The following is a 15,198-nucleotide window of genomic DNA, read 5'->3' as shown; positions in this document are numbered from 1 at the left end:
GGCATGGCAACCATGAACAGGACAGAGCAGTACGAGCGGTACGAGGGCGGCAACCCGGAGGTCGAGCGGCTGGTCTTCGAGAAACTGGCCGGGGACCTGATGCGCGTCCAGGCCAAGATCAAAAAGTCCGGCGGGGCGGCGGCCTTCGCCAGGACCTTCCATGCGAAGCCGGTGCTCGGTGTGGAGAATGCCCGTCTGAGAATCCACGACCAGGTGCCGCCCGGACTGCGGACCGGCTTCGTCCGGCCCGGTGCCGAATATGCGGTCACCGTCCGGCTGTCCAACGCCAGTGGCACCCCGCAGGCCGACTCCCTGCCCGACATGCGGGGCGCGGCACTCCGCGTCGAGGCCTCCGACGGCACGCACGACCTTCTCATGACGAACTTTCCGGTGTCCCACGCCCGCAACGCCCGTGAGTTCGTGGCGTTCGCCAGGACGATGGCGGGTGCACGCACCCGCGTCCAGAAGGCATTCGCGCTGTTCGTCACATTGCCCTTCGCCGTCGGCTGGTCCACCGCCGCCCGGATGCGCCACAACGTGCGGGCGGGTGCGCGCGGCGATGTGCGCAGCCTGGCCCTGGAGACGTACTGGAGCCGCGGCGCGGTCCTGTGGGGCGAGGCCGGGCCGGTGCGCTACCAGATACGCCCCGTGCGGGGCGCGCCCGTCGCGCCCGCGCCGTCCCGCACCGACCCCGACCACCTGAGCCGCGAGCTCGCGCAGCGTCTGGCCCGCGGCGACGTCGCCTTCGACTTGCTCGTGCAGCAGTACGTCAGCGAGGAGACGACGCCCGTCGAGGACGGTTCGGTGGAATGGCGGGAGGACGTGGCACCCGCGGTGCCCTTGGCCACCGTGACCATCCCCCGCCAGAACATCGACACCGCCGAGGCCCGCGCGGCCATGCGCCGGGTCGAGGAGCTGGCGTTCAACCCCTGGCACACCACGGAGGAGTTCCGCCCGCTGGGCAATCTCAACCGTGCCCGCAAGGCCGCCTACCAGGCGAGCAGCGCGCAGCGGCTGGGCTACCGCTTCACCACCGACGAGCCCCGGCGCAACAGAGTGCTGGGCGCCCCGGTCGGGGCCGCTTTCCGTGTCCTGAACCGGTGGGTGCCCTGGTACCGGCTGCCGTTGCCGGCCGGCCTGCTGAACCTCGTTTTCCTGCGCAAGACGTTGCGGAGGAAGAACCTCATCGACACCGATCGCCACGAGGCACCGCCGCAGCCCGTCCCCGTGCCACCGCCGCTCGACGAGTCGCTACGGGTCGCCCGCAGTTACGACGGCACGTTCAACGACCTGTCCGCCCCCGCGATGGGGGCCGTCGGCGCGGCCTTCGGCCGCAACATGCCGCCCGTGCTGCGCCCGGAGCTGTTCGACGAGCCCAGCCCGTACGAGGTCAGCAGGCTGCTGCTGCACCGCGACAGTTTTCTGCCCGCCCGGTCCCTCAACGTGCTTGCCGCCGCGTGGATCCAGTTCCAGGTGCACGACTGGGTCAACCACAGTCGCTACCCGGTGGATACCTCCAGCGTGGAGGTGCCGCTCCCGCCGGGCGTCGAGTGGCACAACACCCCGGGCGGTCGAGCGGAGCACCTGATGCGCTTCGCCGAGAACGTTGCGATGGCCGGTGACGGCGCTCCGATCCACTTCGCTGACTCGGCCTCCCACTGGTGGGACGGCTCGGAGCTCTACGGCGGTGACGAGAACGCCGCCCGCTCCCTGCGCGACGCCGACGGCGGCGCCGACCTGCGCCTGGAGGACGGTCATCTGCCGCTCGGCCCGAACGGCATCCCGCTCACCGGTTTCCGCGAGAACTGGTGGCTGGGCCTGAGCGTGATGCACACCCTCTTCGCCAGGGAGCACAACGCGGTGTGCGCGGCGCTGCGCCGCGCGTATCCCCGTATGGAGGAGGAGCGCGTCTACCACACGGCGCGGCTCATCGTGTCCGCGCTCATCGCCAAGATCCACACGGTGGAGTGGACGCCGGCGATCCTCGCCACTGAGGCGATCGACATCGGGCTGAAGGCCAACTGGCAGGGACCGCCCGCGAAATGGCTGGAGCGGCTGGGGCTGTGGCTGTTCGAAGCGCATTCACTGACCGGCATCCCCGAGACGGTGCCCGACCACCAGGGCGCGCCGTACTCCCTCACCGAGGACTTCGTCACCGTCTACCGGATGCATCCGCTGATCCCGGACGACTTCGAGATGTGCGACCACCGCTTCGGGCGGCGGCTGGACGTCCTCGACTTCAATGACGTGCAGGGCGCTGCGGCCGAGCCCCTCATGCGCAAGACCGGGCTGCCCGACTCACTGTATTCGTTGGGCATCGCCCATCCCGGCGCGATCACCCTGCACAACTTCCCTCGCGCGCTGCAGCACTTCGAGCGGGACGGCGAGATCATCGACCTGTCGGTCGTCGACCTGGTGCGTACCCGGCGCCGGGGAGTCCCCCGCTACAACGACTTCCGGGCCGGCCTGCACAAGGAGCGTATCCACCGCTTCGAGGATCTGACGGCCGAACCGCGGACGCTGGGGCGGTTGAAGGAGCTCTACCGGTCCGTCGACGACATCGACACCATGGTCGGGTTGTTCGCCGAGAACCCGCCGACCGGATTCGGATTCAGTGACACGGCCTTCCGCGTCTTCATCCTGATGGCGTCCCGGAGGCTGCAGAGCGACCGCTTCCTCACCGTGGACTACCGCCCCGAGCTCTACACGCCGCTCGGCATGGACTGGATCGAGCGCACTGGCATGACCGAGGTCATCCTGCGGCACAGCCCCGAGCTGGCGAGCTTGCTGCCGCGCGACGCGAGCGCGTTCGTACCGTGGCGGCCGGTATCGGCACCGCCGAACGGTCCCCGCACCGTCGACTTCTGAGTCAGCGGACTTTCCCGGGACAAGGAGAGGACCTCGACGGTGTCCACCCTGCATCAGGGTCTCGAAGCACTACTGGCGCGGCCGCTCCTGGAGACCATCTGGCGGCGGCGCACCCACCGGGTCAGCCGGGGAGCGGCCGTCCCCGCCGGCTCGATGAGCTATCGCTCCTCCGATGTTCCGCTACCGCTCGGCGAGCTGGAGGAGGCGGTGCTGATCGCCCTCACCGGCTGCACCGGGCTCACCATGCCGGACCGACCGTTCGAGGATCCGCGCGACGGCAAGCCGATCATGGCCAAGCCGAACCTCAACATGGCCGGCCGGACGGCAGGAAGCCCCGACAACGCGCAGGGCACCCACTTCTTCATGATCAACGACAGTGGCACCTACTACCTGCGCAAGTTGCCGCCGTCTCCGGACGCCTCCTTCGAGCCCCGCGCTCTGGTGGAACGGGCTCGGCAGGCCAAGGTGCGGGTCCTGGACCACCGTCTTGACGTCGCTGAGGGCATGCGCGACTTCCCGGCCTACCTCGACTCCAACCGCGTGCTGTCCAACCTGCCGGGCAGCACCGTCTTCCTGCCGGTCGTCGACCTCTCGCACCAGTACATCAACGGCCTGATGTACCTGCTCACCCAGCCGGAGGGGGCCCGGCCCACGCTCGTCGACGACCGCAACTTCTACCGTCCCGCCGGGGTGCGCAAGTGGATGCGGAACGGCTTCCTGAACAAGGACCTCAAGCTTCCGCTGGGTGTGCTGGGCCCGCTGCGGACCCAGATCGAGGCCGAGCTGCTGTTGCAGAACCTCATGCTGACCGCGGACGCCATGGGGCTCGGCGGGTGGATCCATGCCTCGATCAACCCGCAGATCATGTTGGGCGACCCGAAGTTGTCGGCCCGGTACGGGCGGATGCTCGGCTTCGACTTCGTCACCCCCCGTTGGGGCCCGCTGGACCTGCCGCGCTGGCAGGTGCCTCTGCCCAGGTTCGCGACCGCGCGGTCCCATCCGGTCGGGCTCAGCGTCGACGGCGACCCGCTGATCCAAGCGGCCTGCCCCCCGCACCACCCGTCGATGTCGGAGGCCGTCGACGCGGTCGTCCAGGCGAAGTTCGGCACGAAGGGTATCTATCACGACAAGGACCTCTTCACGGGCATCTACCGCAACGACTACGGGCAGCGCTACCTCGCCGAGGCACGCGAGTACGACCAGCGGGTCGTCGAGTGTGCCCGCGACGTGTGCGAGTACATCCACGCCACACACGGCCGGTTCCCCGCACACGTCGACGCCATCCAGGTGCCCGGCATCTGGCTCCAGGTGCACCATCCCGAACTCGATTACTACGAGAAATTTTTCCGAAAAGGTCTGACCGAGGCGCACCGGGAGCACGCGAGGTTGTGGGACACCTGACGGCTCTCTGACAGCGATCAGGGAGAAGCGAGCTCTCACTCGATGCCGGACGGTGCGGAGGGGAGGCAGTGGGCGACCCGGCCGGCGTCGGACCGGCGACGGCGGGCCGTCACCCCTGCGGTGACGGGTGCGCGGACCGGACTCGAAGAGCCTGCCCAGTGCCGGGTAGCAGCCAGGGACTTGATATGCCACGACGTGGGCACCACGATCGCCCGACCCGGGTGGTCGGCAGGCCCGTGGTGAGGGATCGGCGCACGATGACCCGGGTCAGCCGGCCCGGTGGCACGCGCCCGTTTGCGGCGAGGCCCGGTGACGCGCCCACTTGCAGCAGGCACGTCACCGGGCTCCCGGGCACGGCGCGGCCACCGTCCGGTCGCCGGGTCAGGTGGCACGTGCGCACCGCGGGGCAGGAGCGACCGCCCCCTCGTCCGCCGCCACGTCCGGACGCAGGCAGCCCCGCGGGCTCGTGTTCGGATTGACACCGGGCTACCGGAGCCGCGTACTGAACATGTGGGGCGCTCGGTCGAAAGTGTCCCTGTGGGGGGATTCCATCATCCGTAATCTCCACCCTCACGGAGGCGTCATGACGGTGCAGCAAACATCCATGGTTTCGGTGTACGAGGACGACCCCGGAGATCCTCTGAAGATCAACCCCCCGATACCGCATCCTGTTCCGCAGCTCGACACCCAGCCGTTCCCGACGGCCATCGCGGAAACCGCGCCGCAGCCGAACGGTGCCGGGCCGGGCACCGAGGCGTTCCGCTACTGGGTGGCAGCCGACGCGCTCAGCAGGGCCGGCCAGACCTGGGCTCCGCTGGTCCCGGCCGGAACGCAGTGGCATTCGACGGTCGGGCGCGCCCTGACCGCTAACCTCAACGCAGGAAAGGACCTCAACGCCTTCTACGACCGTGAAGGCCTGTGGTTCTTCCGCCGCACGGTGGCAGGCGTCACCGTCGCCGCGTGCGAGAGCCCCGAGGTCGTCGAGCACGAGACGGGTCACGCCATCCTCGACGCCCTGCGCCCTCAGCTGTTCAACACGGCCAGCGCGGAGACGGCCGCCCTGCACGAAGCGTTCGGCGACATCAGTGCTTTGCTCAGCTCACTTCGGCTGGAATCATTGCGGGTCGAAGTCCTGGCCGAGACGCAGGGCGACCTCGAACTGTCCTCGCGGATGTCGAGGATGGCCGAGCAGTTGGGCTGGGCGATCCGCCAGGGCCACCCGGACGCCGTCGACCCGGACTGCCTGCGCAACCTCTCGAACAGCTTCTTCTACCACGACCCGGTGCAGCTGCCACCGAACGGGCCTGCGAACACGCTCTCCAGTGAGCCGCACTCGTTCTCCCGGGTCTTCAGTGCCGCCTTCCTGAAGATCATCGCCGGGATCTTCCGGCAGCAGGACCTGCAGGACCAGGCCGGCTTGGCCAGGGCCGCCGAGATCGCGGGGCAGCTGCTGGTGGACGCCGTCGTAGCCGCTCCCGTGGTGTCCGCCTACTACGCCCAGGTCGCGGGTCACATGATCGCCGCAGACCAGCACCGCAACGGCGGCGCACACGGCCGGTCCCTGCGCTCGGCGTTCATCCGCCACGGCATCCTCTCCCTGGAGGCCGCCACGTCGATCACCGAGTCGGAGGTGGCACGCCGGGGCGCCGGAATCGCCGAGGCGACACCCGGCGGTGGCGACGATCAGGGTCTCACGGCCGTCACGGTCCACGGAGCGACGTATGACGTCGCTCAGCCGCTCACCCTGTCCGCCCCGGCGCAGGAACGACGGTTCGGCATCGCAGGCTCCGACCCCGCCGGCGGTACCTTGCGGCCCGCCGACCCCGAGCGGGTTGCCACGTCGTACCTCGAGGACCTCTTCCGCCGGGGCCGCGTCCAGGTACCCGAGGAGCACCGCACCGAGACAACGCTTGTCGACGACAACCCCTCCCGGCTCAAGACGCACGAGATCGTGCGGAGCACGACCGGCGAGGGTTTCGCCCTGATCCGGCGGTGCTTCGACTGAGCGGTCACCGGAACCAGCCGAGGAAGCGCAGACGACGGACCGTGAGCCGTCCGTCGTCCGCGCGCTTGATGACATGCGTCGTACCAGGCGTCGGCTCCTCCCCCTCGAAGACCGCCTCGCCCCGCGCCAGCAGGTCGCTGATGAACTTCTCGGTCGCTCGGCGCTCGGCGTCATCACCCGGCCCGCCCTCGCGGGCACGCTTCTCACCTTCGTCACGATTTGCACTCATGGAATGCACTCTATGCCGAAGAGGCCCGTAAGCCCCCCGAGGGCTGACCACGCTGCCGTCGGGTGCGGCGTCGGCCTTGGGAAGGTCGCCACAGGTCACTCACCGACGCAGGACCGACTGCGGTACTGGAGTCGGACTTGGTCCCATTCCTGACGAGCGGACAGCCGCTCAAGTCGCGGCCGGCCGGTCCGCGGAGCAGCATGGAAGCAAGGACATTCCGCCCCGCGAGCCGGTGGCCGGCCCGTGAGGCCGAGCCGAGGAGGGCACTCATGGGCCACCCTGAACCCCGGCCGGGCGGCACCGAGTCGGAGAACCATCCGTGGCACATCCGGCTTGTCGAGCACCCGAAGCGCTTCGAATCGGCGCACTTCCGCGCCGCGAAAGAGACAGCCCAGAAGATCCTGCACGCCATGGACGACTCCGACCTGCCCTACGGGCCCAGACCCGTCGATCCGCAGGAGGGGCCGAGGAGTTCCGAGCACTGGGAGATGCACCACGGAGGCAGCTTGTGGGTCAAGGGCTCCGGCAGCTGGCGGATGTACCGGGCACGAGTCGGCATCGAATGGAGCATGCAGTTCTGCGCGGACCCCGAGAAGGTCGACCGGCTGCGGCAGGAGGCCGCCGAACTGGTCGACGCCTTCCCGCTCACTCTGCCCGCACTGGCGGACCTGGGTTACGAACGCGCCGAGGAACTGCTGCGCACGCCGATCGAGGACGCCGACGGCGTCGAGGCCTGGACCGATTCCCTGTTCAACGCCTGCGTCCCGCTGAGCCGCGGGAACCACCAGGGCATCCTCCCCAACGTGCCGGGCGAACACCACTACCCCTGGCCGGTGAAAAGCGCGGACTTCGTCCGGTACGACGACTTCCAGCTGTGGGTGACCCTGCCCGACGGCACCCACGGAGCGGTCACTCCGGTGGACCGCCGCGGCTCCGGCGACGGGCATGTCCGCCTCGCCTTCGTCCCCGAAGGAAGCGCCGCCGCCCCGACGATCGCGGAGGCGCAGGACCGCGGACTGATGGCCGTACTCCCGGCGAACAGCGATGTGGCCAGGCAGGCTTTCGCCGAACAGGTCGCTCCCGGTGGGCAGATCGCCCCCGCTCCGCTCTCGGGCCACGCGACACGGCACGCCCGACCGACCTCCGGCTAGAAGGTGACAGGCCATGCCTCGCGCGATCGTCATCTGCCTCGACGGCACGGGCAATCAGGTGGGCGCGAGCCACCCCACCAACGTGGTCAGGCTGACGGAGATGCTGGACGCGGACGATCCGGCACGGCAACTCGTCTATTACGACCCCGGAGTCGGCACCATGTCGTCGGCCACCGCCCACGGTCCCGCGGGCCGGTGGCTGTCCCGTGCGTGGGGCCTCGCCTTCGGCAGTGGGCTGAGGAACAATCTGGCAGAGGCGTACACCTACCTCGTACGGCACTGGCAGCCGGGCGACCTGGTGTACGTGTTCGGCTTCAGCCGTGGCGCGTACACGGCCCGGGCCCTCGTAGGGATGCTCAACAAACCCGGTCTCATGCGTCCGGGCTCGGAGAACCTCGTCCCGTACGCCGTGGCGAAGTACGCCTTCAACCATGACATCGACCGGAACGAGAAGGAGATCGCCCGGTTCTCACACGCGTTCTGCCGACGCACCGAGACCGAACAGCTCTGGGCGGAGGTGAAGCAGAACAATCCCCGGCAGGTCTCGCACCACGCCCTGCCGGTGGCCTACCTCGGTGTATGGGACACCGTGAAGGCGGCCGGCCTGCTGCGTCTGGGCAATCTCCAATGGCCGTACACCCACCAGTTGCCGAATGCGGCACGCATCCGGCACGCCGTGTCTCTCGACGAAACCCGCCGCCCTTACCACGAACTCCTCGTGACGCCCCGCCCGGCGCCGCGTCAAGGCACCGTCGAAGAGGTGTGGTTCACGGGGGTGCACTCCGATGTCGGAGGCACGTTCGAGCATGCCAAGGGCGATCCGCTGCTCTCCACGATCCCATTGAAGTGGGTGACTGACGGTGTCACCGAGGACCTCGTGTTCCGACCCCGGTCCTACAGCACAACCTGCGCGGTCACCGAGGACTTCGCCGGGGCTCCGGTCCATGGCAACGGCCCGCTGTGGATCCTCGCGGGCCGGCGGTCCCGTCCCCTGCCCGACAGTGCCATGCTGCACGCCAGCGTCAGACTGCGGCGCGAGCGGGACCCCCTGTACCGTCCGGACCTCCCAGACCCACAGACGCCGGAGCGCTGGGCCGACCCCGACTGGACCAAGCCGGTTCCGCCGCCCGGGGGTTAGCAGGTCCAGTGACACGTCTTCAATCTGGCTGGCCCCCCGCGTGTCCGGTGGACACCGGCCGCCCCCCGGTCCACCACGCTCCAAAGCGTTGAGCACTTGTGACGGTCTCGCAATACCCTTCGCGCCGATGCCGGTTGTTCCCCTGCCGGTTCGCATACGCCACCGGCGACTCGTGGACCTCAAGTACGGGCGCAACGATCAGGTAAGAGGTGCAGTTGGCTGCGGAACTGACTAGCGTGAACAGGAGTGACCCTCCATGTGGACGAGGGAGGAAAAAACGTGTCCGCGACGTCGTCGAAGCCTCGAGAATCCATTCACCCAATGTGGGTGGTGATTACGGGACTTCTTGTCCTAGGCCTGCTGTCCTGGCTGGCGTTGGCTCTGTTATGGCAAAATCCGGACAAGCTGCCTGGCATCATCGGCGCCATCGCGAGTCCGATCGTCGCCATCGTCTCCGCCTACCTGGGAATAAAGGTGGGGAACGAGCAGGGCCTGGTCGGCACGGCTGCGGCTATTCAGTCCCGGGATCGGGCGGAGAGGAACGTCACCGCCATTCTTGCCGATCTCCCGCCTGAGCAGGCCACGAAATACGCTGAAATCCTCGGCGTTCCGGTAGCGCCCCAACCACCACCGCCCGACCGACCCGATCCGGGAAAGTAAGCGGCGGCCCGGTCGCTGCTGAGCTGGTCGAACCGGCGCAGACACCGGCCCACCCCGGGCCCACCGCAGCTACCTCAGCGACGGTTCGCGACCGGACGCATCACGAATGTCGCACTGGAGTAGCCTCGTTCTTTTTGCCATGGATGCCACCGGCGAAGGCGATCAGCTCGGCCTTGGAGGTGAAATTACCTACGTTGGTGTCCAGAGGCTTGTCGGTGTGCTGGTGGAACATCCACTCGGTATGGATGTCGGGTTTGCCCGCGGCCACGCCGTACTGGGCGATCCAGAGGAAATCACCCGCATTGCCAGTGGTGTCCCGGTGACGCCAGAAGTCCCAGTTGCAGTACAGCCCGACCTTGTGCTTGGAGCCGCGCAGCCGCTTGACCTCGGCGATGAAGGAATCCTTCTCCGTGCAGGTCGCCGCGGTGCCGTCCGGGTTGGTCTCCCAGTCGGCGACCAGAAGGTCGTACTCGGTGCTCGCAGAACTTTCCACGAAGTGGGCCGCCTGCTCCTTGATGTGGCCCGGGTGCAGGAAGTGGTAGAAGCCGACGACCAGAGCCGCGGCACGGGCGTGCGCGGCCTGCTCCTTCTGCTTGGGGTTGACGTAGGAACGGCCCTCGGTGCCCTTGATGAAGGCGAAGCTGGTGCCGGCGGTGGGGAAGTTCGCGTGCTGGAATGCGGATACGTCATAACCCTTGATCATTACGTGCTCCTCGGATGCGCTGGTCCGGAGGGCGCACCATGGGGCAGCCGTACGGATGACGTCCGGCCCGATGGGGGGCGACGACCTCGGCGTTCACGACACAGCCGTCCCCGAACTCAGTGGATACTCACCCGCGAACGGACTGTGCTCCAAGCGTTCGGTGAGCGCGACCAGGCCTACGGGCGAGCCCGCTCAGGCCGGTGGTCTTCACGGGTGCGATCCTCCACGGTCTCTTCCACGATCTGTCCGGTGGCTGGATCACGCAACTTGCGGATGGTTGCGCTGGCGCCGTCCATGAGGCGTCGGATGTTCGCCATCGCTCGCGCGGCCGCCGTGGCGCGCGGTGCTGCTCTCCTGTCGGCGGTGAGGGAGTCCGGCCTGCAGTTGACGCAGTTGCGGAGAGCCACCTTCCTGCTCTCGGGCGCCGACCGCCTGCCCCGCGCCCGATCCTGCCCGGCCTCGCCCCCGCCTTGCGGCACGTGCCGGGGCAGCACCAGCTCACGCGCTTCGGGCGGACGTTGATACTGCTGGCGTCCGTCGGCGGCAATCGCGTCCCGGACCGGGGCCTCGCCTTCGACGAGTTCGAGCCCCTGCGCTTCCGCCCCGCCCAAGGCTCCTGCTGGGCGAAGCAGGGCGAGCCCGACCGCCTGCCAGCGACCTGGCGCCGCACCTACGATGTCCCGTGCTGTCCCACAGCTGCTGATCCGTCGGCGACGAACACTCCGGGGCGCCCGCCGCCGCACGGAACACCGCCGACGGCCGGGCTGCGCTGAAGCCAGGACCTCAACCGCCTCGACAACGTACCGGTAGACGGTGGCCAGCCCGATCCCGAAGCCGGCCGCGAGCTGGGCGTACGTGTGCCCGCAGCGCAGATGGGCCAGCGCGAGCAGAGCCTGTCGGTCCGCGGTCAGGCGGCGCCAGCGCGTGCCGCGCTCACGACGCCGGGCTCTCAGCAGGTCGGACAGGTAGCGCAGGGTCGAGTTGGACAGATCGATCCCCGATGGGTAGACAAGCACGTGAAGCTCTGGCGGACAGGTTGATCTTGGTCGACAACCCATCTACCAGGAGCTTCACCTTTTCCTCAACGTCGCCTTCAGCCAACCGACTTGCTATGCAACCAGGCTGGAAAAGCCTCACTGATTGAAAAGCCTTCCAGTTGCAGACACTTGAGCGAGCGCGCAGTCTGGATTTGAACGCCAATAGGCGCAAGCAAGGGGGTTGCCATGGGCGGCATCATCACACCAGGCGTTGTCGTGTTGCGTCGAGACTACTGGATCCCTGCCCCCATCCCACCTGGAGGGGCCCAATGGCTCGGCATTCCGGTAGACGGTAGCGCAGTGGGCACGCATTACTTGACGGGCCTCCCTGCTAATCGGGGCGCTACCGGGACCTTCACCATGTCGGTCAGTGAGGTGTACATCACGGCGGTTCGCTACATCTCAGGTGGCCTGATGGATCAGGACTTCTGGGTTGGGGCCAATTTCAAGAACACCGGCCATGTGACGATAGGGGATTTCATCAGCTGCCTGAGCAAGATAATCGAGCCAGGCAGCTCCTCCCAGGTCGAGCACCTAGACGGCGTGCTGAAACTAGCCGCCACCCACGACAGCCATGGACATATCGTCGCTCTAGTGGCCAGTGACGCTAACGCCAAGTCACCGCGCCCACAGTTGCAGCCTGGGCAGTACCATACGGAGATCATCGCCTCGGAAATGTCGGAGGCGCCTCGAAGCGACATGAAAGACGAAACGATCTTCGAGCAATTGGAGAAGATTCGCCGCGATTTCCGGGTGGAAGTCGAGAAAGGCGGAGCGAGCCTCATGAGAAGGTCAAGTGACATTCGGCGTCAAAGTACATAGGTAAGGGCTGTCCCGTAAGTGAGGTCCAGCGGTCGGCAGGGCCAGAGAAAGCGCAGCGACACGTTCTTCTCGATGCGGAGCCGGATGGAGCGATGCGCCAAGCGCCCGGTGCCGAAATGCCGCACCTGCCGATCAACGTTCGCAGTACGATGCGCGGATGGACGAGCTGGCGCCGGCCGGACGGCGCTCCCTGTCCAGCGAGGGTCGCTGCGCCGCGCGCTGCTGGACACATCTGTACTGACGACGGACATCATCGCGGCCACCCGCCGGCTGGCCCCGTCGTCGTTCGTCGCAGGGGCGCGGGCAGGGACGGTTCGGTGCCTGATCCCGGTTCACGTGTGGGAGGAGGTCCCGCGGGTCCTGGCCGACCGGCACCATGAGGGCGGCCGGTTCGACCTGGGACGGGCACTCGAATTGTGGCAGTCCCGGTATGCGCCCGTTCTGTACGTCGTGGACTCGGCGGGTTTGCCGATGACCCCCGAGGCAGAGGTTCTCGCCGGGCGGGACGCCTCCGACGTGCCGATGCTGCTACTGGCCGGGGTGATCGCCCAGGTGGTCCTCATCGGGAGCGACGCGGACTTGGTCGACAGCGGGCTCGCGGACGCCGACTGGGTCGCCCTGCGAGCTGCCCTGGGGGACGTGGGAGTGACGGAGGGCCGGATGATCGACCTGGAGCGGCAGGCCGACATCGTGCTGAATCTCACGGGCAACGTGATCAAAGGGGCGATCCGGCACACCGATCCGAAGCGGCAAGCGGTCGCGGCCGCGGTGATGGCCCCGGTGGCCGGTGCACTGTACTGGCGGCAGAGGAAGCACCCACGAGTCCCCTCGCAGCGGCAACCGGTGCTTCCCGTGCTGCTGGAGCACGTCTCGACGCGGATCGCCGCACATGCCGCGCGGCACACCCTCGGTGAAGACCGGTGGCGGCAGGCGGAGCTGGGAATGCCCGGCGACACGCTGCTGCATCGGGTCGCCCGGACGGTGGTTAGGTCCCGTGAGCCCCTGACCCGCACAGCGATCGTGGAGCGCCTGGGTGAGGCGGTCGCCGGCGCCGGGCACGCCGAGCGGATGGCGGCCGTCCTGGACGTGCTGGCCGCCCACGCGATGTTCGTGGACGTCACGGGCCGGGGGCATTGGCAGGTAGGCCGCCGCGGCGGCCGGTAACTTGACAGCGCCGAGCCTTACTTCGATGAAAATCGCTCGGCTTTCGATGCGACAGGGCAGCGTCGACCACAGCGCTTGTCCTCCGTTCGCCCCGCCGTGCCCGCAGTGGGGCTCCTGGCGTTGACGGCGGGCAGATAAACTCAGTCTCGCCGGATGGTTGAGGGCCTGGCTCCTTAAAGTAGAGGGAGCGGTGGCCCGTGTCCTGTCCTCTGATCGCGACGGCGGATGTCTTCCGCGTAACCCGAGTCGACCAGTGCGGTAGCCCGATTACGGGGCCGAAGAACGCATTCGTCGCTGAGTGTTTCAGCTCGGTCGCGTTCAACACGAATGTGGATGATGGCGACGACATCGAGTACAAGGCCGCGAACGGCAAGGTGTGTGGCTTCCGCAAGGGCTGCCCCACGTTCAGGGGCTTTGATGTGGAGATCAACTTCTTCGCAGTGTCGCCGGAGCTGATCGAGCTGCTGACCGGCAACCCGGTGTACGTCGACGCATCCGGGAAGGTCATCGGGACCGACTCATGCTCGCTCCAGTGCAAGTCGGGCTTCGCACTGGAGCTGTGGGCGGAGGTCCTCGGTGAGGAGTGCGAGGAGGGGGCGAAGGGGCAGTGGGTCTACTTCCTACTGCCGTGGGTCAGCAACGGCATGTTGGGCGACCTGGAGATCGGATCGGAGGCGGTGACGCTTCAGGTGACCGGCTCGACCCGCTCGGGCGATGCTTGGGGCGCGGGACCGTACGACGTGAACCGTGATGTGAACGGTGCGCCAAGCCCGATGCTCACCCCGCTCGGTTCGACCTGTCACCGACGGATCTTCATCACCGATGTGCCGCCGCCGGCCCCGTCGTGTGACTACGTCGCGGTTCCGGTCGCGGCCTGAACCGCGTGGGAACCATGGCCGGGCTTCTGGCAGCCGCGTGGCCGTGTGGCCGCGCGGCTGCCGCGTGCCGTCTCGCCGACACCGGGAGGCACTGAATGCCGCTTCAGCCCTACCCGTGTGAGCCGTGGCGGTTCGTGCCCGACTGCTGCTCGCTGCCCGAAGGAACCACCGAGGAGACGATCAACCGATGGGGGCGCGTCGCGACGAACATGCTCTGGGGCCTGTCCGGTCGGCGCTGGGGCCCGCTGTGCCCGATCACCGTACGGCCGTGCCGGAAGAGCTGTCTGGATGGCTACCAGTACGGAGTTCGGTGGGGCAGCGTCGGCCCGTGGATCCCGTACCTGGGCAGGGACGGGAAGTGGCGGAGCGCTTCCGTCTGCGGGTGCTCCAACGACTGCTCGTGTGGGGAGCTGTGCGAAGTACGGCTCGAAGGGCCCGCGCTCGACGTCGTGTCAGTGACGATCGGCGGCGAGACCCTCGACCCGGTGGCGTACCGGGTCGACGCCTCGAACCTGCTCGTCCGGACCGACGGCGGCTGCTGGCCCGACTGCCAGGACATGGCCGCGCCGTGCGGTGAACCGAACACGACACGACCCCCACCGCGGCCACCACTTCAAGCCCCAGCGGCTGCACGCGGACAAGGCCTACGACCGCGCTGACCTGCGCAGATGGCTACACGGAAAGCGGATCGGCGTGCGCATCGCCCGCAAGGGCATCGAGTTCAGCGAGCGATTAGGGCGACGTCGATGGGTCATCGAGCGCACCATGTCGTGGCTGTCCGGCTACCGCCGCTTGAGCCCTCGCTACGAACGCAATCCCCGCAACTACCTGGCCTTTCTCGGCCTCGCCGCCGCCCTGTGCTGCTACAAGCGACTCGTCCGCCTCACCACATAGGACACGGTCTAAGGCGGGGGCGAGAGCCGCATATGGGGCCGGACCTGCATAACGCCCTCTGAGATGGGGCCGGTCGCCCGCTCGGACACCCGTGAGGCCCGGGCCTGCGATGCCGCGCTGGTGCAGTTCCCCTTTCGAGCCGCTGGGTCGGTGCCCGTCACTGACGGTGGCGGGCACCGACCCAGCGTTGTTTCGTCCGGCAGTTAGCGCAGGTTCTGCAGCAACTTCAGTTCCCACTCGCTGTCCGG

Annotated in this window: 11 protein-coding genes and 2 pseudogenes; 10 read left to right on the top strand and 3 right to left on the bottom strand. The window is 68.0% G+C overall.

Translation table 11 applies throughout. The features are described 5' to 3' along the window. Positions 1 to 3: 3 nt before the first annotated feature. From AB0F03_RS35525 to AB0F03_RS35515, 3 genes are all read left to right on the top strand, one after another. Positions 4 to 2,868 (top strand): peroxidase family protein, encoded by a 2,865-nt coding sequence (locus AB0F03_RS35525; protein ID WP_362000018.1) that lies wholly within the window; start codon positions 4 to 6, stop codon positions 2,866 to 2,868. Between the two features lie 39 nt (positions 2,869 to 2,907). Continuing rightward, positions 2,908 to 4,269, top strand: coding sequence for a hypothetical protein (locus AB0F03_RS35520; protein WP_362000015.1), 1,362 nt, complete (start codon positions 2,908 to 2,910; stop codon positions 4,267 to 4,269). 583 nt (positions 4,270 to 4,852) lie between these two features. Further along, positions 4,853 to 6,274 (top strand): hypothetical protein, encoded by a 1,422-nt coding sequence (locus tag AB0F03_RS35515; protein WP_362000012.1) that lies wholly within the window; start codon positions 4,853 to 4,855, stop codon positions 6,272 to 6,274. 4 nt (positions 6,275 to 6,278) lie between these two features. Here AB0F03_RS35515 and AB0F03_RS35510 read toward each other — a convergent pair whose 3' ends face one another. Beyond that, positions 6,279 to 6,503, bottom strand: coding sequence for a hypothetical protein (locus tag AB0F03_RS35510; RefSeq protein ID WP_362000009.1), 225 nt, complete (start codon positions 6,501 to 6,503; stop codon positions 6,279 to 6,281). A 269-nt stretch (positions 6,504 to 6,772) separates the two neighbouring features. On the opposite strand from AB0F03_RS35510, the gene AB0F03_RS35505 reads away from it, so the two are divergent. From AB0F03_RS35505 to AB0F03_RS35495, 3 genes are all read left to right on the top strand, one after another. Next, positions 6,773 to 7,654, top strand: coding sequence for a DUF6424 family protein (locus AB0F03_RS35505; protein WP_362000006.1), 882 nt, complete (start codon positions 6,773 to 6,775; stop codon positions 7,652 to 7,654). Between the two features lie 13 nt (positions 7,655 to 7,667). Then, positions 7,668 to 8,792 (top strand): DUF2235 domain-containing protein, encoded by a 1,125-nt coding sequence (locus AB0F03_RS35500; RefSeq protein ID WP_362000003.1) that lies wholly within the window; start codon positions 7,668 to 7,670, stop codon positions 8,790 to 8,792. 258 nt (positions 8,793 to 9,050) lie between these two features. Further along, entirely contained in the window at positions 9,051 to 9,452 is a 402-nt protein-coding gene (locus tag AB0F03_RS35495) for a hypothetical protein (protein WP_362000001.1), read from the top strand. 100 nt (positions 9,453 to 9,552) lie between these two features. Here AB0F03_RS35495 and AB0F03_RS35490 read toward each other — a convergent pair whose 3' ends face one another. After that, on the bottom strand, positions 9,553 to 10,155 hold the full coding sequence (locus tag AB0F03_RS35490) for a glycoside hydrolase family 25 protein (protein WP_361999999.1): 603 nt from the start codon (positions 10,153 to 10,155) through the stop codon (positions 9,553 to 9,555). Positions 10,156 to 10,925: 770 nt separating this feature from the next. After that, a pseudogene (locus AB0F03_RS35485) lies at positions 10,926 to 11,171 on the bottom strand (transposase family protein); the annotation flags it as partial. A 207-nt stretch (positions 11,172 to 11,378) separates the two neighbouring features. Here AB0F03_RS35485 and AB0F03_RS35480 point away from each other — a divergent pair. The 4 genes and pseudogenes from AB0F03_RS35480 to AB0F03_RS35465 form a co-directional block, all read left to right on the top strand. Next, a complete protein-coding gene (locus AB0F03_RS35480; protein ID WP_361999998.1) occupies positions 11,379 to 12,014 on the top strand; it encodes a hypothetical protein in 636 nt (211 codons plus the stop codon). Between the two features lie 471 nt (positions 12,015 to 12,485). Further along, positions 12,486 to 13,178: a hypothetical protein gene (locus AB0F03_RS35475; RefSeq protein WP_361999995.1), complete on the top strand. Its 693-nt coding sequence runs from the start codon at positions 12,486 to 12,488 to the stop codon at positions 13,176 to 13,178. 197 nt (positions 13,179 to 13,375) lie between these two features. Next, positions 13,376 to 14,056, top strand: a complete 681-nt coding sequence (locus AB0F03_RS35470; protein WP_361999993.1) for a hypothetical protein — start codon at positions 13,376 to 13,378, stop codon at positions 14,054 to 14,056. Positions 14,057 to 14,632: 576 nt separating this feature from the next. Then, positions 14,633 to 14,950, top strand: a pseudogene (locus AB0F03_RS35465) (transposase); the annotation flags it as partial. Positions 14,951 to 15,198 lie beyond the last annotated feature (248 nt).

Source organism: Streptomyces sp. NPDC028722, from assembly GCF_040637655.1.
GTDB lineage: Bacteria > Actinomycetota > Actinomycetes > Streptomycetales > Streptomycetaceae > Streptomyces.
Note: the sequence above shows the minus strand (reverse complement) of the source record. Positions and strands in the feature narration are given on the sequence as shown.

Coding starts and splice junctions, on each gene's coding strand:
- AB0F03_RS35525 (WP_362000018.1), top strand. CDS start 4: ATGGCAACCATGAACAGGACAGAGCAGTACGAGCGGTACGAGGGCGGC.
- AB0F03_RS35515 (WP_362000012.1), top strand. CDS start 4,853: ATGACGGTGCAGCAAACATCCATGGTTTCGGTGTACGAGGACGACCCC.
- AB0F03_RS35510 (WP_362000009.1), bottom strand. CDS start 6,503: ATGAGTGCAAATCGTGACGAAGGTGAGAAGCGTGCCCGCGAGGGCGGG.
- AB0F03_RS35505 (WP_362000006.1), top strand. CDS start 6,773: ATGGGCCACCCTGAACCCCGGCCGGGCGGCACCGAGTCGGAGAACCAT.
- AB0F03_RS35500 (WP_362000003.1), top strand. CDS start 7,668: ATGCCTCGCGCGATCGTCATCTGCCTCGACGGCACGGGCAATCAGGTG.
- AB0F03_RS35490 (WP_361999999.1), bottom strand. CDS start 10,155: ATGATCAAGGGTTATGACGTATCCGCATTCCAGCACGCGAACTTCCCC.
- AB0F03_RS35480 (WP_361999998.1), top strand. CDS start 11,379: ATGGGCGGCATCATCACACCAGGCGTTGTCGTGTTGCGTCGAGACTAC.
- AB0F03_RS35475 (WP_361999995.1), top strand. CDS start 12,486: ATGACCCCCGAGGCAGAGGTTCTCGCCGGGCGGGACGCCTCCGACGTG.